Source organism: Vibrio sp. B181a (assembly GCF_030248375.1).
Classification (GTDB): Bacteria; Pseudomonadota; Gammaproteobacteria; order Enterobacterales; family Vibrionaceae; genus Vibrio; species Vibrio campbellii.
Genome location: NZ_JAHGAD010000011.1, coordinates 76,678 through 99,193 on the forward strand (window position 1 = coordinate 76,678; position 22,516 = coordinate 99,193).

Annotated in this window: 18 protein-coding genes; 15 read left to right on the plus strand and 3 right to left on the minus strand. The window is 46.9% G+C overall.

What is annotated here, in order from left to right:
- Positions 1–29: 29 nt before the first annotated feature.
- Together hflK and hflC are read left to right on the plus strand one after the other, a co-directional pair.
- Complete coding sequence (hflK, locus tag KIO97_RS05990; RefSeq protein ID WP_045370270.1) at positions 30–1,235, plus strand: FtsH protease activity modulator HflK; 1,206 nt, start codon at positions 30–32, stop codon at positions 1,233–1,235.
- A gap of 2 nt (positions 1,236–1,237) precedes the next feature.
- Positions 1,238–2,218 carry a protease modulator HflC gene (hflC, locus tag KIO97_RS05995; RefSeq protein WP_005432778.1) on the plus strand — a complete coding sequence of 327 codons (981 nt, stop codon included), beginning with the start codon at positions 1,238–1,240 and terminating at the stop codon, positions 2,216–2,218.
- Between the two features lie 112 nt (positions 2,219–2,330).
- On the opposite strand, the gene KIO97_RS06000 is transcribed toward hflC, so the two are convergent.
- Positions 2,331–2,516 (minus strand): DUF2065 domain-containing protein, encoded by a 186-nt coding sequence (locus KIO97_RS06000; protein WP_005432777.1) that lies wholly within the window; start codon positions 2,514–2,516, stop codon positions 2,331–2,333.
- Between the two features lie 173 nt (positions 2,517–2,689).
- Here KIO97_RS06000 and KIO97_RS06005 point away from each other — a divergent pair, with 173 nt between their 5' ends.
- Both KIO97_RS06005 and KIO97_RS06010 read left to right on the plus strand, forming a co-directional pair.
- Positions 2,690–4,006, plus strand: a complete 1,317-nt coding sequence (locus KIO97_RS06005; protein ID WP_005432780.1) for an adenylosuccinate synthase — start codon at positions 2,690–2,692, stop codon at positions 4,004–4,006.
- 232 nt (positions 4,007–4,238) lie between these two features.
- Positions 4,239–4,874 (plus strand): tetratricopeptide repeat protein, encoded by a 636-nt coding sequence (locus tag KIO97_RS06010; RefSeq protein ID WP_010648920.1) that lies wholly within the window; start codon positions 4,239–4,241, stop codon positions 4,872–4,874.
- 106 nt (positions 4,875–4,980) lie between these two features.
- Here KIO97_RS06010 and hmpA read toward each other — a convergent pair whose 3' ends face one another.
- Positions 4,981–6,165 (minus strand): NO-inducible flavohemoprotein, encoded by a 1,185-nt coding sequence (gene hmpA / locus KIO97_RS06015; protein ID WP_285381472.1) that lies wholly within the window; start codon positions 6,163–6,165, stop codon positions 4,981–4,983.
- Positions 6,166–6,276: 111 nt separating this feature from the next.
- Here hmpA and nsrR point away from each other — a divergent pair, with 111 nt between their 5' ends.
- The 11 genes from nsrR to KIO97_RS06070 all read left to right on the plus strand — a co-directional run bounded on the left by nsrR (position 6,277) and on the right by KIO97_RS06070 (position 21,531).
- Positions 6,277–6,702: a nitric oxide-sensing transcriptional repressor NsrR gene (nsrR, locus tag KIO97_RS06020; RefSeq protein WP_005432776.1), complete on the plus strand. Its 426-nt coding sequence runs from the start codon at positions 6,277–6,279 to the stop codon at positions 6,700–6,702.
- A 117-nt stretch (positions 6,703–6,819) separates the two neighbouring features.
- The gene (gene rnr, locus KIO97_RS06025; RefSeq protein WP_285381474.1) at positions 6,820–9,312 is read left to right on the plus strand and encodes a ribonuclease R; all 2,493 of its coding nucleotides are present in this window, start codon (positions 6,820–6,822) and stop codon (positions 9,310–9,312) included.
- A 76-nt stretch (positions 9,313–9,388) separates the two neighbouring features.
- Complete coding sequence (gene rlmB, locus KIO97_RS06030; protein WP_005432756.1) at positions 9,389–10,132, plus strand: 23S rRNA (guanosine(2251)-2'-O)-methyltransferase RlmB; 744 nt, start codon at positions 9,389–9,391, stop codon at positions 10,130–10,132.
- Between the two features lie 125 nt (positions 10,133–10,257).
- The gene (locus tag KIO97_RS06035; protein ID WP_045370258.1) at positions 10,258–10,944 is read left to right on the plus strand and encodes a phosphoglycolate phosphatase; all 687 of its coding nucleotides are present in this window, start codon (positions 10,258–10,260) and stop codon (positions 10,942–10,944) included.
- A gap of 115 nt (positions 10,945–11,059) precedes the next feature.
- Positions 11,060–12,097 (plus strand): tryptophan--tRNA ligase, encoded by a 1,038-nt coding sequence (gene trpS / locus KIO97_RS06040; protein ID WP_010648934.1) that lies wholly within the window; start codon positions 11,060–11,062, stop codon positions 12,095–12,097.
- 465 nt (positions 12,098–12,562) lie between these two features.
- Complete coding sequence (locus KIO97_RS06045; protein WP_285381478.1) at positions 12,563–15,511, plus strand: ExeM/NucH family extracellular endonuclease; 2,949 nt, start codon at positions 12,563–12,565, stop codon at positions 15,509–15,511.
- A 189-nt stretch (positions 15,512–15,700) separates the two neighbouring features.
- Positions 15,701–16,288: an aminodeoxychorismate/anthranilate synthase component II gene (locus KIO97_RS06050; protein ID WP_005532182.1), complete on the plus strand. Its 588-nt coding sequence runs from the start codon at positions 15,701–15,703 to the stop codon at positions 16,286–16,288.
- Between the two features lie 361 nt (positions 16,289–16,649).
- The gene (locus tag KIO97_RS06055) at positions 16,650–17,861 is read left to right on the plus strand and encodes an aspartate aminotransferase family protein (protein WP_005432766.1); all 1,212 of its coding nucleotides are present in this window, start codon (positions 16,650–16,652) and stop codon (positions 17,859–17,861) included.
- Between the two features lie 108 nt (positions 17,862–17,969).
- Positions 17,970–18,989, plus strand: coding sequence for an arginine N-succinyltransferase (gene astA, locus KIO97_RS06060; protein ID WP_012126464.1), 1,020 nt, complete (start codon positions 17,970–17,972; stop codon positions 18,987–18,989).
- Between the two features lie 28 nt (positions 18,990–19,017).
- A complete protein-coding gene (astD, locus tag KIO97_RS06065; protein ID WP_050914763.1) occupies positions 19,018–20,475 on the plus strand; it encodes a succinylglutamate-semialdehyde dehydrogenase in 1,458 nt (485 codons plus the stop codon).
- Positions 20,476–20,739: 264 nt separating this feature from the next.
- A complete protein-coding gene (locus KIO97_RS06070; RefSeq protein WP_285381481.1) occupies positions 20,740–21,531 on the plus strand; it encodes a DUF1338 domain-containing protein in 792 nt (263 codons plus the stop codon).
- Between the two features lie 226 nt (positions 21,532–21,757).
- On the opposite strand, the gene crp is transcribed toward KIO97_RS06070, so the two are convergent.
- Positions 21,758–22,390, minus strand: coding sequence for a cAMP-activated global transcriptional regulator CRP (crp, locus tag KIO97_RS06075; protein WP_005381432.1), 633 nt, complete (start codon positions 22,388–22,390; stop codon positions 21,758–21,760).
- Between the last annotated feature and the right edge of the window lie 126 nt (positions 22,391–22,516).

Genomic DNA, 22,516 nt, shown 5'->3' on the forward strand with positions numbered 1-22,516 from the left:
AACGTCATATCAAATGATGGAGCTTTCTAATGGCGTGGAATGAGCCTGGAAATAACAACGGCAACAATGGCCGCGATAATGACCCTTGGGGTAATAATAATCGTGGTGGCCAGCGTCCTGGTGGCCGAGATCAAGGTCCGCCAGATTTAGATGAAGTGTTCAGCAAACTGAGTCAAAAGCTGGGGGGCAAATTTGGTAAAAAAGGCGGCGGCGGTGGTTCACCTATCGGCGGTGGCGGTAGTGCGATTGGCTTTGGTGTCATTGCAGTTATCGCGATTGCGGTGTGGTTCTTCGCTGGCTTTTACACCATCGGTGAAGCAGAGCGCGGTGTCGTGCTGCGTTTAGGTAAATACGACCGTATCGTGGACCCAGGTCTGAACTGGCGTCCTCGTTTTATCGACGAATACGAAGCGGTTAACGTGCAAGCGATTCGTTCGCTACGTGCATCAGGTCTAATGCTGACTAAAGATGAAAACGTAGTAACGGTAGCGATGGACGTTCAATATCGTGTTGCTGACCCATACAAATATCTATATCGCGTAACCAATGCGGATGACAGCTTGCGTCAAGCAACGGATTCTGCGTTACGTGCGGTAATTGGTGACTCACTGATGGATAGCATCCTAACAAGTGGTCGTCAGCAAATCCGTCAAACGACACAAGAAACGCTAAACCAAATCATCGATAGCTACGATATGGGCATCGTGATTGTTGACGTGAACTTTCAGTCTGCGCGTCCGCCAGAGCAAGTGAAAGATGCGTTTGATGATGCAATCGCAGCACGTGAGGATGAAGAGCGTTTCATCCGTGAAGCAGAAGCTTACAAGAACGAAATCTTGCCTAAAGCAACTGGTCGTGCAGAGCGTTTGAAGAAAGAAGCGCAAGGTTACAACGAGCGTGTAACTAACGAAGCACTTGGTCAAGTAGCTCAGTTTGAAAAACTACTACCTGAATACCAAGCGGCACCGGGTGTAACTCGTGACCGTCTGTACCTAGACACGATGGAAGAGGTTTACTCAAGCACATCGAAAGTGCTGATTGACTCTGAATCTAGCGGTAACCTTCTTTACCTTCCAATTGATAAATTGGCTGGTCAAGATGGTCAAACAGACACTAAACGTAAATCGAAATCGACTTCAACGTACGATCATATCCAATTGGAATCTGAGCGTTCGCAAGAAGACACTTCGAACACGCAGTCTCGTTCAACTGGTACACGTCAAGGGAGATACTAAGAATGCGTAAGTTAATGATCCCTGTACTGGTCATCGCACTGGCATTAATGCTGATGTCACTGTTTGTGATTCCTGAAGGTGAACGCGGTATTGTGGTTCGATTCGGTCGTGTCTTAAAAGACAATAACGACATCACTCGAATTTACGAGCCGGGTTTGCATTTTAAAATGCCGCTGTTCGATCGTGTTAAAAAACTGGACGCACGTATCCAAACAATGGATGGCCGTGCTGACCGTTTCGTAACGTCTGAGAAAAAAGACGTAATCATCGATACCTACGCGAAGTGGCGTATTGAAGATTTCGGTCGTTACTATCTAGCAACTGGTGGCGGTAACACGCTGACAGCTGAAGCACTTTTAGAGCGTAAAGTAACTGACGTTTTACGTTCAGAAATTGGTTCGCGTGAAATCAAGCAGATTATTTCAGGGCCACGTAAGAAGAGCCAAGATTTGGTCGGCGAAGTTGAAGGTGAACTAACGACTGAAGCCGCTCTTAAAGCTCTAGAAATTGATGGTGAACGTGATGTGATCATGTCTGAAGTTCTCAGCGATACGCGAGAAAGTGCGATGAAAGACCTTGGTGTTAGGGTTGTTGATTTTCGTATTAAGAAAATCAACCTACCTGATGAAATCAGTGAGTCGATTTACCGTCGTATGCGTGCAGAACGTGAGTCAGTAGCGCGTAAGTTCCGCTCTCAAGGTCGTGAGAAAGCAGAAGTCATCCGTGCACAAGCTGAGCTTGAAGTGGCAACGATTCTTGCAGAAGCAGACAAAACAGCTCGTGTAACACGAGGTGCAGCAGATGCAGAAGCGGCGAAGATCTACGCAGATGCGTACAATAAAGATCCTGAGTTCTTCAGCTTCCTACGCTCTCTAAAGGCTTACGAGAAATCGTTCAGCTCTAAGAGTGACATCCTTGTTCTGGATCCGAAGAGTGAATTCTTCCAATACATGAACAATGCGAAAGGCGCAGAAGCGAAATAAGCTCAGCGTTCAAGCAAATTGAAAAGGCTCCGTGATGGAGCCTTTTTTGTATCTCTATTTTGCACCTATCGGTGTGTGCTAAACAGACTTGAGATAGGATTCAGAAGTGCGATTAACTCATCATGATAGCGATGACAGCACCGGCCACTACTAAGCAACCACCAATGCGACGTAAATGGTTATCAGGTTGTTCACTCAACTGAGCCACCATGTTACGCCAGCCATTTGGGGCGACCAACGGCCCAATACCTTCAACAATCAATACTAGCCCTATCGCTAGCCAAATAGACTCAGACATCATGATTCCTAGTTGAGTTATGAAAAGTAAATATTATCAGTGATGTAGTGATTTCGAAATGAACAAGGTTGGCGAGTTTGCATTCTAGTATCAACTCTGTGAACAAAAAATGACTGCAAGAAGAGTGATTCGGTGCTAGAATCCATTTTTAACTAGCAATCAGACTTGGAAAGATGGGAAATAACGTAGTCGTTCTAGGCACCCAATGGGGTGACGAAGGTAAAGGTAAAATTGTAGACCTTTTAACTGAAGATGCAAAATACGTGGTACGCTACCAAGGCGGTCACAATGCAGGTCACACACTTGTAATTGACGGTGAAAAAACCGTTCTTCACTTAATTCCATCAGGTATCCTTCGCGATAACGTAAAATGTGTTATCGGTAATGGCGTTGTACTATCGCCTGAAGCACTTCTGAAAGAAATGAAGCCTCTTGAAGAGCGCGGTATCCCAGTACGTGAGCGTCTTTTCGTTTCTGAAGCTTGTCCTCTAATTCTTCCGTACCATATCGCTATCGACAACGCGCGTGAAATCGCTCGTGGCGCGAAAGCTATCGGTACAACGGGTCGTGGTATCGGTCCAGCATACGAAGATAAAGTTGCTCGTCGCGGTCTACGCGTTGGTGACCTTTTCGATAAAGAAATGTTCGCTGAGAAACTGAAAGAAGTAATGGAATTCCATAACTTCCAACTAGAGCACTTCTACAAAGCTGACACAGTAAGCTACGATGAAGTTCTTGAGCAGTGCATGGGTTACGCGGATCTACTAACTTCAATGGTTATGGACGTAACTGACGAACTAGACGCAGCACGTAAGCGCGGCGACAAGATCATGTTCGAAGGTGCTCAAGGTACGCTACTAGATATCGACCACGGTACTTACCCGTACGTAACTTCTTCTAACACGACTGCTGGTGGTGTTGCTGCAGGTTCTGGTTTTGGTCCTCGTCACATCGGTTACATCCTTGGTATCACTAAGGCGTACTGTACTCGCGTTGGTTCAGGTCCATTCCCTACAGAACTATACGACGGTCTAGATAAGCAAGATCCAGTTGGTAAACACCTAGGTGATGTTGGCCACGAGTTTGGTGCAACGACTGGTCGTCTACGTCGTACAGGTTGGTTTGATGCAGTAGCAATGCGTCGTGCAATCCAAATCAACTCTCTAACAGGTATGTGTCTAACTAAACTAGACGTTCTTGATGGTCTTAAAGAGATCAAGATCTGTACTGGTTACAAGATGAAAGATGGCGCTATCCTAGAAGTTTCTCCAATGGCTGCTGAGTCATTCGAAGAAGCAACGCCAATCTACGAAACAATGCCTGGTTGGTCTGAGACAACATTTGGTGCTAAATCAATCGATGCGCTTCCACAAGCTGCTCTTGATTACATCAAACGTATCGAAGAACTAACAGGTGTACCAGTAGACATCATTTCTACAGGTCCTGACCGTAACGAAACAATCATCAAGGTTCACCCATACGGTGCTTAATTCCTGATTGTTCAGACAGTTGTAAAAGCCAGCGTTTATCGCTGGCTTTTTTGTATCTGTGAGTTAGGTTCATTACTGAAAAATGCGACTCACTGTGGCAAATATTTGCCGTTAAGCTTAGGTAGGAGGCAAAAATTGCCTAAAGCTTAACTGACCTTTGCCGATAAGGTTATCAAGCAGAGGAGATCCTTGGCTGATCTTTGGTTTCTTAGATACCTTAAAGAGTACATTTATGAAGTTACGAACAGTGGCTGCTTCACTGTTATTGATGCTGAGTGCGACATCGGCTAAGGCAAATGTTGCCGATGTAGGGGCGCCTGTCCCCATCTACACCGAAGCAGAGCTTATAAAGCTTATTGAGCAGAATAAGCACCTAGAGCGCGTGCGCGCTGATAACTGCCAGTTGGTAGAAGATATCGTGGCACGTGCGACGCGCATTAACTTGCCGTCTTATGAATTCCTTTATGGCGATATGTTGGCGTGGGGCGTGTGTGTAGAACAAGACGTAGAACTCGGTCTTTACTACATGGAAAACGCAGCCCACCAAGGTTTGCCAGCTGCACTAGAGCAGCTAGGTCGCTATTACTCTCGTGGTACTTTAGTCCAACAAGATAAGGAACGTGCAATCCCATACCTGCGAGAAGCGGCGGCAATGGGCAATCTAAATGCGCGTATTCATCTTGCTGAGCTGCTGTTGCGTGATTACGGCAGTCCGCTCGACTACGAAGATGCTTACCGTTGGTTGTACAACTCGGTGACTGCCGATCAAAGAAAACACAAGCGTATTGCGATGCTGAGAAGTGGTCTTGAGCAACGTATGCCGCAAAACATTATTGCGCGTGCTAAGCGCCGCGACACCTTCTGGTAGATGTACTCTTAAAATACCAGTAACTTCATAAAGCTCTGCCAATACATACAACAAAGCCCACATCATGTGGGCTTTGTTGTTTTTCCCGAAGCGTAATCGTGAGTGATTAAACGACTTTGTGTGGGCCGAAGCACTCGTAGTGGAATTGGTCTTGCGCTACACCAAGCTCAAGCAGCTGCTTCGCGACGTGCTGCATAAAGCCAACAGGGCCACAGAAGTAGACTTGCACGTTGTCTTGCTTAAGGGCGGCTTCAATTTCCTTCAGGTTTACAAAACCACTGAAGTGGAAATCTTCACCCATCTTGTCATCTGCTGTTGGTTGGTTGTACCACACTAGCGAGTTCATGTTTTCTTTTGCATTCACAAGCTGGTTTACGTGCTGTTTGAATGCGTGCTGTTGACCGTTTTCTGCTGCATGCACCCAGGTTACTGACGCTTGGTGCTCAGAAAGGCTCTCAAGCATTGATAAAGTCGGAGTTAGACCAACGCCCGCTGACACCAAAACAACTGGTGTAGAAGCATCTACGTCCATAAAGAAGTCACCTGCCGGTGCTGCGAGCTGCACTTTGTCGCCGATGTTCAGATCATCGTGCAGGAAGTTAGACACTTTGCCGCCTTGTTCGCGTTTTACCGAGATACGGTAAGTGTTCTCTTGAACTGCAGAGGATAGGCTGTATTGGCGAATCTCTTGGTTTTCAAACTTATCGCTGTTGATGTAGATACCTAGGTATTGCCCCGGTTTGTACTCAGAAACCATTTCACCATCGGTTGGTTTGAAAACAAAGCTACAGATGTTTTCACTTTCAAGCTGCTTGCCCACCAACTCAAATTCGCGCAGCCCACGCCAGCCGCCTTGAAGTGCCGCATTCTCTTGGTAGATTTGCTCTTCACGTTGAATGAACACGTTCGCAAGCACGCCATAAGCTTCTGCCCATGCATCAATCACTTCCTGACCCGGAGATAACAATTCGTCGATCGTCGCCAGTAGATGTGTGCCAACGATTTGGTACTGATCTTTAGTGATCATAAAACTGGTGTGCTTGTGGGCGATCTTCTCTACTGCACCAAGCAGTGCTGGCAGGTTATCGATGTTGGCAGCATAAGCACAGATTGCATTAAATAGAGCTTCACGTTGGTCACCATTACGCTGGTTACTCATGTTGAAAATGTCTTTTAACTCAGGGTTATGGGTGAACATGCGATCGTAAAAATGAGCAGTTAACTTCGGGCCAGTTTCAGCGATAATAGGGGCGGTTGCTTTCACGATATCAATGGTTTGGTTGCTGAGCATAATGGATTCCTATTTAAAGTTGTATTTGTAATGCATGTTTAAAGTTGTATCTCAAATGTATCTTTTGATCAAGAAAAGAATTACAATTTTGCTATTAGAGAGGATAGCAATATGCAGTTAACCAGCTTTACCGACTACGCGCTCAGAACCTTAATCTACTTGGCATCATTGCCAAAAGATGAGCTAACAAATATTACCGAAGTGACTGATTTATTTGGTGTATCACGTAACCATATGGTGAAAGTGATCAACCGTCTTGGACAGCTTGGTTATGTACATACAGTGCGCGGTAAGAACGGTGGCATTCGTTTAATGAAAGCACCGCAAGAAATCACAGTCGGTGGTGTGGTGCGTGATTTAGAGCCATTAGATTTGGTGAATTGCTCTGTTGAATTCTGCCATATCACGCCGGCATGTCGTCTAAAAGAAAAGTTAGCGAAAGCGAAATTGGCCTTTCTTGCAGAACTGGATGACTGCACGATTGAAGAGCTACTGAGCGATAATTCAGAACTGCTGATCTTACTTGCTCGTCCTTAGCCTTCTTAACGCTTTATAAATCTTCTTACTGACACTCTTTTTTAAAGCAATTTCTGTAGCTTATCGAGAGACTCGGATATACTAGCTCTATACCTTCCTTGCTAGATAGGCGTGCCTATGTCAGACAACATTCCAAACGATCCTTTCGCAGATCGTGAATCCAAAAATTACGAAAATCCAATCCCAAGCCGAGAGTTCATTCTTGAGTTTCTAGAAGAAGCAGGCGTACCGATGAATCGCAATGATTTGTTCGAAGCGCTGAAACTTAAAGGTGAAGAGCAGTACGAAGGTTTACGTCGTCGACTGCGCGCAATGGAGCGTGATGGCCAACTCGTGTTTACGCGCCGTCAGTGCTACGCGTTACCAGAAAAACTCGAGATGGTGAAAGGTTACGTAATTGGCCACAAAGATGGCCATGGTTGGGTTCGTCCAGAAGGCAGTGTCGGCAAGGATAATGACATTGTACTGCCGCATCACCAGATGAAGCACATCATCCACGGTGACTACGTGCTAGTGCAACCAACTGACAACAGCAAGCGTGGTCGTCGTGAAGGTCGTCTTGTGCGTGTTTTAGAAGAGCGCAATATGCAGATTGTGGGTCGTTTCTTCCTTGAATACGGCTACTCATACGTTGTGCCTGATGACTCTCGTATCAGCCAAGATATTCTGATCCCAAATGAGCACAAAGCGGGGGCTCGTATGGGTAACGTGGTCGTGATTGAGATTACTGACCGTGGCTCTCGTTCACGTGGCATGATGGGTAAAGTGGTTGAAGTCCTTGGCGAAAACATGGCGCCGGGCATGGAAACGCAAATTGCAATTCGTACCCACCAAATTCCACACGATTGGCCAGAAGCGGTTGATAAGCAAATTGAAAACCTGGGCGAAGAAGTTCCAGAAGAAGCGAAAGTAGGTCGTGTCGACCTGCGTGACTTACCGTTGGTGACCATCGATGGTGAAGACGCTCGTGACTTCGATGACGCCGTTTACTGTGAGAAGAAAAAGAGTGGCGGTTGGCGCCTATGGGTTGCGATTGCTGACGTAAGTTACTACGTACGTACAGACTCTGCGCTGGATAAAGAAGCCATCAACCGTGGTAACTCGGTGTACTTCCCATCGCAAGTGGTGCCAATGCTACCTGAAGTGCTATCAAACGGTTTGTGTTCACTTAACCCACAGGTAGATCGCTTGTGTATGGTGTGTGAGATGACCATCTCTGACACTGGTAAACTATCGGGCTACAAGCACTACGAAGCCGTGATGAACTCGCACGCTCGTCTGACTTACAACAAAGTGGGCGCGATTCTAGAAGGGGATGAAGAACTACGTATGCGTTATCACGCTGTCGTTCCTCATCTTGAAGAGTTGCACGCGATGTACAAAGTACTTAAAGAAGCGCGTGATAACCGTGGTGCGATCGAATTCGAAACCGTTGAAGCTAAGTTCATCTTCAACGCGGATCGTAAGATTGAAAGCATCGAGCCAGTGATTCGTAACGACGCACACAAGATCATCGAAGAATGTATGATCCTCGCGAACATCGCTTCAGCGTCTTATGTTGAGAAAGCGAAAGAACCAGCGTTGTACCGTGTTCACGAATCTCCGGGTGAACTGCGTCTGCAAGGTTTCCGTGACTTCCTAAGTGAGTTAGGTCTGGATCTGAAAGGTGGTCTAGAGCCATCACCAACCGACTATGCCGATTTGGTAAAACAAATCGCAGAACGTCAGGACAAAGAGCTGATTCAAACCATGTTGCTGCGCTCAATGAAGCAAGCGGTCTACAACGCAGACAATGCAGGCCACTTTGGTCTAGCGCTGAAACGTTACGCGCACTTCACGTCGCCAATTCGTCGTTACCCAGACCTGCTGTTGCACCGCGCAATCAAGTACCTGATTGCTAAAGAAGAAGGCCGTAACCAGGATCGTTGGACGCCAACCGGCGGTTACCACTACTCGTTTGACGACATGGACTTCTATGGTGAGCAATGTTCGATGACAGAGCGCCGTGCAGACGACGCAACTCGTGAAGTGGCTGATTGGTTGAAGTGTGAATACATGCAAGACCATGTTGGCGACGAGTTGGATGGTGTTATTGCAAACGTGACCAGCTTTGGTTTCTTTGTTCGTCTGACAGAGCTGCACATCGATGGTTTGGTGCATATTTCGACGTTAGCGAACGACTATTACCAATTTGATCCGATTGGTCAAAGACTTATCGGTGAAAGCTTCGGTAACATCTATCGCCTAGGCGATGCGGTGAAAGTGAAAGTGCTTGCGGTTAACTTAAATGACAAGCAAATTGACTTTGAATTAATCGAAACAAGCCGTAAGCTACGCGGCAAAGGTAAGACTGCGAAGAAACGCGCAGCAGATGCCAAACGCAAAGCGAAAGAGAAAAAACGTGCGGCAACAAAAGGCGGCACTCGTGCAACACCTGCGATTGAACCAACCAAGCGACCAGAGCCTGCAGTAGCAGAAAAGCCTCGCCCAAATGGAGCAAAACGCAGTGACACTGAAGGCGCTAAAAAGCCGAAAGTGAAAAAAGCACGCAAGAAAAAGCCACACAGTAAGCCGAAGAAGACTAAGCGTACTAAGAGTGACGCAGAGTAGGCTGAATCGCCAATCTAGTCTGGATTTAAACGGGTAGATTGGCGCAGGCAATACGACCAGAACAACAGGTTAAACAATGAGTAACGAATTTATCTACGGCATTCACGCAGTGAAGGCGGTATTGGAACGCGAACCAGAGCGTTTTATCGAAGCGTATGTTTTAAAGGGTCGTCAAGACGATCGCCTAATGCCAATCCTGAACGATCTTCAGGTGTGTGGTGTTTCGATTCAACAAATGACACGTAAAACGCTGGACGACAAAGCGAACGGTGCTAACCACCAAGGCATTATTGCTCGTGTTAAAGCGGCGAAACAGCTTAATGAAAATGACATTGATGGCATCCTAGCGCAGCACGAATCACCGCTACTATTGGTATTGGACGGCGTGACGGATCCGCACAACCTAGGTGCTTGCCTACGTAATGCAGACGCAGCTGGCGCTGCGGCGATCATCGTACCGAAAGATCGCTCTGCACCAATGAACGCAACCGTAAGCAAAGTCGCTTGTGGCGCGGCTGAAGTCGTGCCATTGATCCGAGTGACAAACTTGGCTCGTACTATGCGTACACTGCAAGAGCAAGGCATTTGGTTTGTGGGCACGGCGGGTGAAGCAACGCACGACATCTACCAAGCAAAACTGACGGGTCCTCTTGCTATCGTAATGGGTGCAGAAGGTGACGGCATGCGTCGTCTGACTCGCGAAACCTGTGACGATTTGATTAAGATCCCAATGGCTGGTAGCGTTTCAAGTTTGAACGTATCTGTGGCATCAGGTATTTGTTTGTTTGAAGCGGTTCGTCAGCGTATTGCAGCAAAGTAATTGCTAGACAAACTTCTAATAAACAAATAGTTACTGCAAAGTCAGACATAATGATAAAAACAAAGGATGGGGTGCCATCCTTTGTCGTTTTCACCGATTTATAAATAAAAATCTTCAGGGAAGTTATGACTCAACAAGATATTAAATTCATCGCCTTCGATCTTGATGGTACGTTGCTTGATAGCGTGCCAGATCTCGCAGTCGCGGCTGACCAAGCAGTGCAAGCGCTTGGCTTTCCATCGGTTTCAGAAGAGCAAGTCCGTGATTATGTGGGCAACGGCGCAGACGTGTTGATCGGTCGTGCATTGAGCCAGAGCTTAACCATCAACCCAGATCTGAATGCAGAGCTTCGTGCTAAAGCACGTGTACTGTTTGATGACTACTATGATCAAAGCGGTCACAAACTAAGCCACCTTTACCCAACGGTAAAAGAGACACTGGAAGAGTTACACAAAGCCGGCTTTGTTATGGCATTGGTAACCAACAAGCCTTCGAAGTTTGTGCCAGATGTTTTAGAAAAGCACGACATCGCAAAATACTTTGTTGATGTGCTAGGTGGCGACGCGTTCCCAGAGAAAAAACCAAACCCAATCGCACTGAACTGGTTGATGGAAAAGCACCAAATCCAGCCAAGTGAAATGCTGATGGTCGGTGACTCGAAGAACGACATTCTTGCAGCGAAGAATGCAGGTTGCGCCTCATTTGGTCTGACTTATGGTTACAACCATGGCGAGCCAATTTCAGCGTCAAATCCAGATTTCGTCGCTGACAGTTTGGCAGAATTATTGGACGTTGTAGCGGTTTCTGCATAACGGCTACAAAAGAGCTTCCAAAATACTCGTTAATGAGTACACTGAGTAAACCGTGCGCCTATCGCTGCACGGTTTTTTCATTTAATTAGATTAAGAAGTCAAAGGAATCATTCTAATGAGCAAACCCATTGTATTGAGTGGTGTTCAACCTTCAGGTGAACTAAGTATCGGTAACTACTTGGGTGCTCTACGTCAATGGCAGCAGATGCAAGACGATTATGATTGCCAATACTGTGTGGTAGACCTTCACGCGATTACGGTTCGTCAGGACCCTAAAGCGCTGCATGAAGCGACTCTAGACGCACTGGCGATCTGTCTGGCAGTTGGTGTTGACCCGAAGAAGAGCACGCTATTTGTTCAGTCACACGTACCAGAGCATGCTCAACTTGGTTGGCTTCTTAACTGTTACACCCAAATGGGTGAACTGGGTCGTATGACGCAGTTTAAAGACAAATCTGCACGTTACTCAAACGACAGCTCAAGCCAGTTTGGTGATGTAAACGTTGGCCTGTTTGACTACCCAGTACTGATGGCGGCAGACATCCTGCTTTACGGCGCACACCAAGTGCCTGTAGGTAGCGACCAGAAGCAACACCTAGAGCTAGCGCGTGATATTGCTAACCGCTTCAACAACATCTACTCACCAGAGCAGCCAATCTTCCAAGTGCCAGAGCCTTACATTCCGACGGTAAACGCGCGCGTAATGAGCCTTCAAGACGCAACCAAGAAGATGTCTAAATCTGATGACAACCGTAAGAACGTTATCACGCTGTTGGAAGAGCCTAAGTCGATCATTAAGAAGATCAACAAAGCGCAAACCGACACAGAAACGCCACCGCGTATCGCTCACGATTGGGACAACAAGGCAGGTATCTCTAACTTAATGGGTCTGTACTCTGCGGCAACAGGCATGAGCTTTGAAGAGATTGAAGCGAAATACCAAGGCGTTGAAATGTACGGTCCATTCAAGAAAGACGTTGGTGAAGCGTTGGTGACTATGCTTGAGCCAATTCAAGCTGAATACCATCGCATCCGCGCTGACCGTACTTACATGAATGAAGTGATGAAGCAAGGCGCTGAGAAAGCATCGGCACGTGCGGCTGAAACGTTGAAGAAAGCGTACGAAGCAGTAGGTTTTGTTGCTCGCCCATAGTTGCTAAAGAACATTCAGAATTGAAAAGCTCCACCATTGGTGGAGCTTTTTTTATGTCTAGAAATCTGAGATCTTAAATAACAGAAAGGTTATTTTTAACCGTACTGAAAAAGGAAGGAAATAATAATTTCCTTTATTCTAAATTAGTATTGATTAATGCTTTAAATTGCGTTGCTAGAATGGAATGAATTCAGATTAAATACTCATACATTCACATAACATACTGAGTGTTATAAAACCGAGTAATAAGTCTAATTATTGATATTTATATCCTTAGTTGCTGTATTTGTTACAAAAGCTGTTTAAAGGGGCAGCCCTGGCATAATTTTGCGTATTCACGTGTGATATATTTCACGGCTTTTGCTGGTGTTTCTTATTTATTTCATAAATAAACCTGATAGTAGGCACAAATGGTGGGCTCTGCTCAGGGCTTAGTTTGCATTTAAATAAATATCAGGTACGACAATGGATACGTTAATCAAACCCTCTTTACTTGCACTGACGATTGCCAGCGCGCTTAGTGCCAATGCTAACGCAGAAATTATTCTCTCCCAGTATGTTGAAGGCGGTTCCTACAACAAAGCGGTGGAAATCGCGAACACGGGTGATGCAGCGGTAACGCTAACCGGTTACGAGCTGGCGAAATCATCAAACGGTGGTGGTACTTGGAGCAGCACATTCGATCTTAGCCAAGTGACGCTACAAGCTAACCAAGTGTATGTACTGGCGCATGGTGACGCTAGCGACGCCATCAAAGCCGTTGCAGATCACACGGAGAAAAGCGTCACGAACTTTAACGGTGACGATCCGATCGCACTGCTTAAAGATGGTGAAGTGCACGATATCATCGGTGTGATGGGTGACGTAGATTTTGGTAAAGACACCACATTGGTTCGTAACAGTGATGCACTAACCCCTTCGGCTACCTATGATGCATCTCAGTGGACAGCATTTGAGAAAGACAATATTGACGGTCTTGGTGAGCTAAATGCGACTGAGCCACCAGCACCATTCGCTTGTGAAGTCGACGGTCAGCAACCTAACTTCACTACCATCCAAGATATTCAAGGTGAAGGCGATACGTCTCCATTCATTGATGGTTACCCATACATCACTGACGAAGATCATTTCGTAACGGGCGTCGTGACTGCTGTTACCACTGGCCTAACCAAAGGTTTCTACCTACAAGCACTAGAAAGTGACAACAACGATAAGACCTCAGAAGGCTTGTTTATTCATACTGATGCGGCAGACACGGCGCTGAAAGCTGGTGACGTTGTTTGTGTTAAAGGTAAAGTTCAAGAGTACTACAGCAATACTCAGCTAGCTTCTGATGCTAACAGCTATGTGAAAACAGGCACATCAGATATTCCTCGAGTTACCGATCTTGTTATCAAAGAAGGTGAGACACTGCGTGATGCGCTAGAGCGTCATGAAGGTATGCAAGTTGAACTAACCTCGGCAAGTGACTTGTTTGTAACTCGCAACTTCTCTTACGACTACGACTCTCGCCGTAACAACATGATGTTGTCTCATGAAGCGCCATTGTTTAAGCCGACTCAATTACACGCAGCAGAGAGCGATGCAGCCGTTGAGCTAGCAAAAGACAACGCAGCGAACCGCGTATACCTAGAATCTGATGGCAAAGCACCAAACGGCCAAATTCCTTACTACCCAGATTTTGCTAAAGACGCAGACCAAGATGGCTCTTCTGAGCAGCACATTCGTCTTGGTTCGCGAGTAGAGGGTCTACAAGGCGTGGTGGCATACAGCTACAACGAGTACCGCCTGATTGCGACCAATGAAGTCGATAACACCAACTTCGTCACTTCAGGTGAAGGCTTCGACGTGGCTCGTAAAGATGCGCCAGCGATCGCGGATTCAGATTTGCGCATCGCCAGCTTCAACGTACTGAACTATTTCAACTCTGTGGCTGACAGTGGTCATGAAAACCCAACTGGACAAAACCGTGGTGCGACTAACCTAGACGAGTTCCTGATCCAACAAGCGAAAATCGTTGCGGCGATGAACAAGATGGACGCTGACATCATTGGTCTGATGGAAGTCGAGAACAATGGCTTTGGTGATAGCAGTGCTGTGAAGAACTTGTTGGATGCATTGAATGCTGAAATCGAAGACACAGAAGATCATTACACTTACGTTGAAATCGCGGATCAAGACAAATACCAAGATGAGTACTTTGGTAGTGATGCGATCATGGTGGCGATCCTATACCGTGCAAACGAAGTGACGCCAAAAGAAGCAGCGAAAGTGATTGTGACGCCAGAGCAGCACATCGAAGAAAACACCATTACACGTGGTGACGATGCAGAAGGCAACCCAGCTTACGACAAATACCAACGTCATAGCTTGCTACAAACCTTTACGGTGAAAGAGACAGGTAAAGATCTATCTGTTGTTGTTAACCACTTCAAATCGAAAGGTTCTGAATGTATTGAAGAGTGGATCGCAGGCGTAGAAGACTCTGAGCCAGCGGATCTGCAAGGTAACTGTAACAACTTCCGTGTTTCTGCTGCTAACGTTGTGGGTGATGCTCTGAAAGGCATTGAAGGTGACGTGCTAGTGATGGGTGACCTAAACGCCTACGGCATGGAAGATCCTCTGCTTACACTGACCGATTACTCGAAAGAGAAATACGGCCGTGACATCTACACTGCTGCTTACACAACCATTGGTGGTGGTGAGCTTCAAGTCGAGAAGACCAAAATTGAAAAAGGCTACGGTTACCATAACCTGAATACGGTACTTCACGGCGCAGACACTTTCTCATACACCTACTCTGGTGAGCTAGGTAACCTAGACCACGCATTGGCTAGCAACAGCTTGGCACAAAAAGTGGTGGCGATTGAAGATTGGCACATCAACTCACTAGAAAGTAACTTGTTCGAATACAGCAGCAAGTACACCGGTGATATGCCGAAGTACAAAGATGCGTTCTCGGCGTCTGACCACGATCCAGTGATCATCGCGATTGATTTCCCAGATACAGATATCGACCTTCCAAGCTCAGGTGAAAACCTAGCAGTGGAAGTACGCCTGCCGCCAAACGCAGTTGTCGGTGACATCGTGACAGTAAGCCTAACGGAAGCAACTCAAGCGGCGTCGTCAACCTCTGATGCTGATGGTTACGAAGCGAGTACAACTCTGACACAAGCGGACATTGATGCTCGTAGCGTGAGTGTGGAGTTCGACAAAGCACCAACAGAAGGTCAGTACGTTCTAGAAGAGAAAGTGACAGACTCTACGGGTAATACGGTTAAGTTCAGCGATTCTCGCGATGTTACGCTAGAGCCGTCGAGCACGAACCCATCAGACGATGATGATGGTGGTTCATTTGGCTTTGGCGCGCTAATTGCGCTGTTAGGTCTAGGCTTATTCCGCCGTCGCCGCTAAACGAATTTATTTCCTGACAAACAGTTCCTAAATAGCTGTAAAGACCAAAGGCCAGCCTATGCTGGCCTTTTTATTCAGCAAAAACTTGCCTTTCTTGCTTGGTATAGCAAAATACCGCCCTTGATTGTCACGAACGTGGCGATTCACTACGTAAGCATTGCCAAAACGGATTGGAGCAACCGACCTTTTATGTTGTTGATCATCGATAACTACGACTCTTTTACCTACAACCTTTACCAATACTTCTGCGAGCTTGGTGCAGACGTAAAGGTGGTGCGTAACGATGAAATCGATATCCAAGGCATTGAGGCGCTCAACCCAACTCATTTGGTGATCTCTCCAGGGCCATGTACCCCTAACGAAGCAGGTATCTCTCTACAAGCCATTGAACACTTTGCTGGTAAGTTACCTATCTTGGGCGTTTGCCTTGGTCATCAGGCGATTGCACAAGTGTTTGGAGGGGAAGTCGTACGTGCTCGACAAGTGATGCACGGCAAGACATCACCAATTCGTCACAACGGTCGCAGTGTGTTTAAAAACCTTAATAACCCATTGACGGTAACCCGCTACCACTCTCTGGTGGTGAAAAACGGCACGTTACCAGATGTGTTTGAATTGACCGCTTGGACAGAGCTGACTGACGGAACCATGGATGAAATCATGGGCTACCAGCATAAAACCCTGCCAATTGACGCGGTACAGTTTCATCCTGAGTCAATTAAGACAGAACAAGGCCACGAACTACTCGCAAACTTTCTCGCGCGTAAAACGATCTGATCGCGATCACCTTTCTTAACAAATTCTTCATATTTTCTATCTGAGAAGGCGAATGCAAAACTATGCGTTCTGCCAATTAGGTGGGGTCTATTCATTTTTCTCATTTCTTTCTAGCCATTGTCATACATGGTTTTTATAAAAAATTGCTTCTCTATTTGCGTTTCTTGGTGCATAAATAATCATAGATAGTGAGTATGAGGTGTTGCGCTTGGATGCGAAAAGAATAAATCACTATTGAAATGGTTAATCAAATGTAAATACAATGCCGTATTAGCTTAAATGCAAAACATTATTTGCTGGCAAAGAGTGCCGGTTAAATTCGCTTATCTGCTAGGCATGCGGTATCAATAAGGAATGTGCAATGACAACGGAAAACAAAGTAGAGCGCGGTTTATTCGATGAGGTAATGGTACCTTGCTATAACCCGATGGAAATGATCCCTGTAAAAGGTGAAGGTTCACGCATTTGGGATCAGAACGGAAATGAATACATCGACTTTGCTGGTGGTATTGCGGTGAGCTGTCTTGGTCATTGTCACCCAGTTATGGTGAACGCATTGACTGAGCAAGGTAACAAGCTTTGGCACCTAAGTAATGTTATGACTAACGAGCCAGCACTGCGATTGGCGAAGAAGTTAACAGAAGTCAGCTTTGCTGAGCGCGTGTTCTTCGCTAACTCTGGCGCAGAAGCAAACGAAGCGGCACTAAAGCTAGCACGTCGTTACGCAGCAGACGTTCATGGTACAGAGAAATCTGAAATCATCGCATTCAAACAAGGTTTCCACGGTCGTACTTTCTTCACGGTAACAGTAGGCGGTCAAGCGGCTTACTCAGACGGTTTTGGTCCTAAACCTGGCGATGTGACACACCTTCCTTACAACGATATCGAAGCACTTCAAGCACACATGTCGGATCGCACTTGTGCCGTAATGATGGAGCCTCTGCAAGGTGAGGGCGGCATCATTCCACCAACACCTGAGTTCGCTCAAGCAGTTCGTGAACTGTGTGACAAGCACAACGCACTGTTGATCTTCGATGAAGTTCAAACTGGTAACGGTCGTACGGGTCACTTCTACGCATACCAAGGTCTAGGCATCACGCCAGACATCCTAAGCACAGCGAAATCACTGGGTGGTGGTTTCCCTATCGGTGCTATGCTAACGACGGCAAAACTGGCTGAGCACATGAAAGTGGGCACGCATGGTTCAACTTACGGCGGTAACCCACTAGCGTGTGCGGTTGCAGAAGCGGTTGTTGATGAAGTGACAAAACCAGAAGTATTGGCTGGCGTACTAGAGCGTGAAGCGATGTTCCGTGAAGGTCTGGAGAAGATTAACGCGAAATACAACATCTTCTCTGAAGTGCGTGGTAAAGGTCTACTGCTTGGTGCAGCACTGAATGAAGAGTGGCAAGGTCGTGCGCGTGACGTACTGGTTGCTGCAGGTAAACAAGGTCTCATGGTATTGGTTGCGGGTGCCAATGTCGTACGTTTCACACCATCACTCGTTATCACACAACAAGAAATCGAAGAAGGTTTGGCTAAGCTGGATAAAGCGATCGCTACGCTGGTTTAAGCGCGATCTCCGCTTATCGTCAACCTAAAAACCCCCATCAAGGATCTCTGATGGGGGTATTGTTCCTACAATATAGTTAGGATCTTCTTGCATCTGGAGGGAGTATTGATGCTAGTAGTTCGCCCTATCGCAATGTCGGATTATGACGCGCTGCACACCTGTGCGGTTGAGTCAGGTCATGGATTTACATCTCTACCGGTTAACGAAGAACTGTTAACCAATCGAATCAAGCACTCAGAATACAGTTTTGGCAAACCTGACGTGAACGAAGCCGGTGATGAAGGCTACCTAATGGTGGGCTTTGAATCTGAAACTGGTGAAGTCGCAGGTACCACAGGTATTGAAGCTTCGATCGGCTGGGATGTGCCTTTTTATTCTTACCACATCAGCAAAGTGGTGCACTCGTCACCAAAGCTTGGCGTAAACAACGTGGTGAAGTTGCTGACGTTTGGTAATAACTACACGGGTAACAGTGAAATCTGTACCTTATTTCTACGTGAGAAATTCCGTGGTGGCTTGAACGGGCGCCTGATGTCCAAGTGTCGTTTCTTAATGATGGCAGAGCACCCAGAACGTTTCTCGGAAACCATCTTTGCTGAAATGCGTGGTGTTTCAGACGAGGAAGGTAATTCACCATTCTGGCAGTGGCTTCAAGAGCATTTCTTCTCTATCGATTTTACGCTTGCGGATTACCTAACAGGTATCGGCAAGAAAGGCTTTATCGCCGACTTGATGCCGAAGTTGCCAATCTACATCAACCTACTGAGCCCAGAGGCACAAGCCGTGATTGGCAAAGTGCACGATAACACGCGTCCAGCATTGAAGTTGCTTGAGCGTGAAGGCTTTACCAACCGTGGCTACGTTGACATTTTCGATGGTGGCCCAACGGTGGAGTGTGACCTACGCAATATCGAATCGGTACGCCACTCATTCCGCGCGCAAGTCAAAATCTCGGAGCACACCAGCACAAAAGACTTCTTGATGTGTAACTCGTCATTCGAGAACTTCCGTGCCGCCGCTGCAAAAGCGGCGTATGACGCAGAAACGCAAAGCGTAGTGCTAGCCCCAGAATTGGCGGATGCACTCTTGGTTGAGGAAGGGGACTTTGTTCGCCTTCTTCCGCAGTAACTGACGACAGAATTTAAGGATAGAAACAATGACACATTGGATTGCAGGTGAATGGGTACAAGGTCAGGGTGAAGCATTTACGTCTCTGTCGCCTTACAACCAAGAAGTGATCTGGCAAGGCAACGGCGCAACAGCAGAGCAGGTTAACCAAGCGGTATCTGCGGCGCGTGAAGCGTTTGTTGATTGGAAGAAGCGCCCATTTGCAGAACGTGAGGCTATCGTGTTGGCTTTTGCCGAGAAAGTAAAAGAGAACAGCGAAAAAATCGCCGAAGTGATTGCCAAAGAAACGGGCAAACCAATCTGGGAAACTCGCACTGAAGCGGCTGCAATGGCAGGTAAAATCGCGATCTCTATTCGTGCTTACCACGATCGTACTGGCGAAGCTGCACGTGAAGCCGCGGGCAACCAAATTGTATTGCGTCATCGCCCATTAGGCGTGATGGCGGTGTTTGGTCCTTATAACTTCCCAGGTCACTTACCAAATGGCCACATTGTGCCAGCACTACTGGCAGGTAACACCGTGGTCTTCAAACCGTCTGAGCAAACGCCATGGACGGGTGAACTTGCTATGAAGTTGTGGGAAGAGGTTGGTCTACCAAAAGGTGTGATTAACCTAGTCCAAGGCGCAAAAGAAACTGGTATTGCGCTGGCGGATGCGAAAGGCATTGATGGCGTGCTGTTCACTGGTAGTGCAAACACAGGTCATGTTCTCCATCGTCAATTTGCTGGTCAGCCGGGTAAGATGCTGGCGCTTGAAATGGGTGGCAACAACCCGATGGTTATCTCGGATAACTACGGCGACCTAGACGCAACGGTTTACACCATCATCCAATCTGCCTTCATCAGTGCAGGACAACGCTGTACCTGTGCTCGTCGTCTGTACATTCCATTTGGCGACAAGGGTGATGCAGTCATTACTAAGTTGGTGGAAGCGACACGCAATATTCGTGTAGACCAACCATTTGCAGAGCCTGCGCCATTCATGGGACCGCAAATTTCGGTAGCGGCAGCCAAGTTCATTCTCGATGCACAAGCGAACTTGCAATCACTGGGTGGCGAAAGCTTGATTGAAGCGAAAGCGGGCGAGGCGGCGTTTGTTTCTCCAGGCATCATCGATGTGACGAACATTGCCGAATTGCCAGATGAAGAGTACTTCGGTCCACTTCTACAAGTAGTACGCTACGAAGGGCTAGAGAAAGCGGTAGAACTGGCGAACGATACGCGCTTTGGTCTATCGGCAGGTCTGGTTTCAACCGACGACCAAGAGTGGGAATACTTCGTGGACCACATTCGTGCCGGCATCGTGAACCGCAACCGTCAGTTAACGGGTGCAAGTGGTGATGCGCCATTTGGTGGTCCGGGTGCCTCAGGTAACCTACGTCCAAGTGCTTACTACGCAGCAGACTACTGTGCGTACCCAATGGCATCAATGGAAGGACAAGAGACGGTCTTGCCTGCAACATTGAGCCCAGGTGTAAGCCTGTAATAGAGAAATACGAAGCGGTGACAAAGTATCGCCGTTTCTCTCTGCCGGAGCTATTTACCAAGTTAGGATTCTGGTAAGCGCGCTGGCAAACGCCAAAGGCGAGCTTAAGACTCTCCAGCGCGTGTTGACTGACTGGCACTTATGCCGCACATACCGTCACAGGTTGATGACCGCTCGTTCGTGATTCTGGACAGCCCACGGGCTGTGAACGAGCGGTCAACTTCTTCTTACCCCTAACTCTACATTTCATAACAAGGAGTCGTTATGACGCCCGATGTGTTATTTGAACCGCTATGGCAAGACTACATTCAACGTCTGTGCCCTTCTGCTGCTAAAGTCCATCAACTTCTTCAAGAAGATGAGCCTCTGATTAATGACCATATTGCGCTACGTACGTTTAATGTCGCTCCCCTAGGCATTGAAACGTTAGCGAAGCCATTCTTGGCGGTGGGTTACAAAGCCTGTGGTGACTACGTATTTGAAAGCAAAAAGCTGGTGGCAAAACATTTTGAGCACCCAGATCCGAAGCAGCCAAAAGTCTTCATCAGTGAATTGAAAGTGGATGAGTGCTCACTAGAGCTACAAGCCATCGTTCATAAACTGGTAGAGCAGGTTGATGCTTCTAAACTGACAGGCAGTGACTTCTTGTACGGCGGACGTTTGTGGGACCTAAGCTATGCTGACTTCCAAACCTTGGCGAAAGAGAGTGAATACGCTTCTTGGCTTGCAGCGCATGGTTACGGAGCGAACCACTTCACAGTGAGTGTGAATCAACTCAATCAGCATGAAGAAGTGAAGCAAGTGAACGACCACCTACGCACAGTAGGCTTTACCATCAACGAGAATGGCGGTGAAGTAAAAGGCACGCCAGAGGTACTACTAGAGCAATCGTCGACCATGGCAGACAAAGTGCCAGTGACCTTCACTGAAGGCGTTGAGGTGATTCCCGGAGGTTTCTACGAGTTTGCTAAGCGCTACCCAATGGATAACGGTGAGTTGTACCCAGGATTTGTGGCTGCATCGGCAGATAAGATCTTCGAGAGTACTAACGGTTAAAGAAGAGGCGAGAACGGGCTACGCCCTCTAGATGCGGGAACGCTTCGCTGCGGGAGGTTTTAACCCTCGGAATCTGAGAGGGCTATATCTCGAAGGACGAAGTCCGATCCCGAAGCGCAGCGTTCCCAGTTCTCGATTCTTTGTCTTCCGTTCTCGTCTCTTAAAAACAAAAAAGCCACCAAACTTGCATTTGGTGGCTTTTAAATTTTTTAAACGTTAATCGAGATTAACGAGTCCCGTAAACAACGATAGTTTTACCGTGCGCAGAAATTAGGTTCTGCTCTTCTAGCATCTTCAAGATACGGCCTACTGTCTCACGAGAACAGCCAACAATTTGACCGATTTCTTGACGAGTGATCTTGATTTGCATGCCGTCTGGGTGCGTCATCGCATCTGGCTGTTTAGCAAGGTTCAGAAGAGTCTGAGCGATACGACCAGTTACGTCTAGGAACGCTAGGTCACCCACTTTTTGGCTAGTAACTTGTAGACGACGAGCCATTTGCGCAGAAAGGCGCATTAGGATGTCTGGGTTAACTTGGATAAGTTGACGGAATTTCTTGAAAGAAATCTCTGCCACTTCACAAGGAGATTTAGCGCGAACCCAAGCTGTACGCTCTTGGTCTTCTTCGAATAGACCAAGCTCACCAATGAAGTCGCCTTGGTTTAGGTAAGAAAGGATCATTTCCTTACCTTCTTCGTCTTTGATAAGAACCGCAACAGAACCTTTAACGATGTAGTACAAAGTCTCTGCTTTTTCGCCCGCGTGAATTAGCGTGCTCTTTGATGGGTACTTATGAATATGACAGTGTGAAAGAAACCACTCTAATGTTGGGTCGGTTTGAGGTTTACCTAGAACCATAATATCTCACTTCCTCTGCAGGGTACGCTTGCGCTATCCATATTTTAGCTAAGCCTGAATTGGCTTACTAGAATAAGAGCACTTTTTATATGCTGCAAGCTCTCTTGTGTTTCGGTTAGAAATAGT

Excerpts from the sequence above, each read along its gene's own strand:
- hmpA (WP_285381472.1), bottom strand. The coding sequence starts at position 6,165 with ATGCTCAGCAACCAAACCATTGATATCGTGAAAGCAACCGCCCCTATT.
- trpS (WP_010648934.1), top strand. The coding sequence starts at position 11,060 with ATGAGCAAACCCATTGTATTGAGTGGTGTTCAACCTTCAGGTGAACTA.
- rnr (WP_285381474.1), top strand. The coding sequence starts at position 6,820 with ATGTCAGACAACATTCCAAACGATCCTTTCGCAGATCGTGAATCCAAA.
- KIO97_RS06055 (WP_005432766.1), top strand. The coding sequence starts at position 16,650 with ATGACAACGGAAAACAAAGTAGAGCGCGGTTTATTCGATGAGGTAATG.
- KIO97_RS06000 (WP_005432777.1), bottom strand. The coding sequence starts at position 2,516 with ATGTCTGAGTCTATTTGGCTAGCGATAGGGCTAGTATTGATTGTTGAA.
- hflC (WP_005432778.1), top strand. The coding sequence starts at position 1,238 with ATGCGTAAGTTAATGATCCCTGTACTGGTCATCGCACTGGCATTAATG.
- hflK (WP_045370270.1), top strand. The coding sequence starts at position 30 with ATGGCGTGGAATGAGCCTGGAAATAACAACGGCAACAATGGCCGCGAT.
- KIO97_RS06005 (WP_005432780.1), top strand. The coding sequence starts at position 2,690 with ATGGGAAATAACGTAGTCGTTCTAGGCACCCAATGGGGTGACGAAGGT.
- KIO97_RS06045 (WP_285381478.1), top strand. The coding sequence starts at position 12,563 with ATGGATACGTTAATCAAACCCTCTTTACTTGCACTGACGATTGCCAGC.
- nsrR (WP_005432776.1), top strand. The coding sequence starts at position 6,277 with ATGCAGTTAACCAGCTTTACCGACTACGCGCTCAGAACCTTAATCTAC.
- crp (WP_005381432.1), bottom strand. The coding sequence starts at position 22,390 with ATGGTTCTAGGTAAACCTCAAACCGACCCAACATTAGAGTGGTTTCTT.
- KIO97_RS06070 (WP_285381481.1), top strand. The coding sequence starts at position 20,740 with ATGACGCCCGATGTGTTATTTGAACCGCTATGGCAAGACTACATTCAA.
- astD (WP_050914763.1), top strand. The coding sequence starts at position 19,018 with ATGACACATTGGATTGCAGGTGAATGGGTACAAGGTCAGGGTGAAGCA.
- KIO97_RS06035 (WP_045370258.1), top strand. The coding sequence starts at position 10,258 with ATGACTCAACAAGATATTAAATTCATCGCCTTCGATCTTGATGGTACG.
- rlmB (WP_005432756.1), top strand. The coding sequence starts at position 9,389 with ATGAGTAACGAATTTATCTACGGCATTCACGCAGTGAAGGCGGTATTG.
- KIO97_RS06050 (WP_005532182.1), top strand. The coding sequence starts at position 15,701 with ATGTTGTTGATCATCGATAACTACGACTCTTTTACCTACAACCTTTAC.
- astA (WP_012126464.1), top strand. The coding sequence starts at position 17,970 with ATGCTAGTAGTTCGCCCTATCGCAATGTCGGATTATGACGCGCTGCAC.
- KIO97_RS06010 (WP_010648920.1), top strand. The coding sequence starts at position 4,239 with ATGAAGTTACGAACAGTGGCTGCTTCACTGTTATTGATGCTGAGTGCG.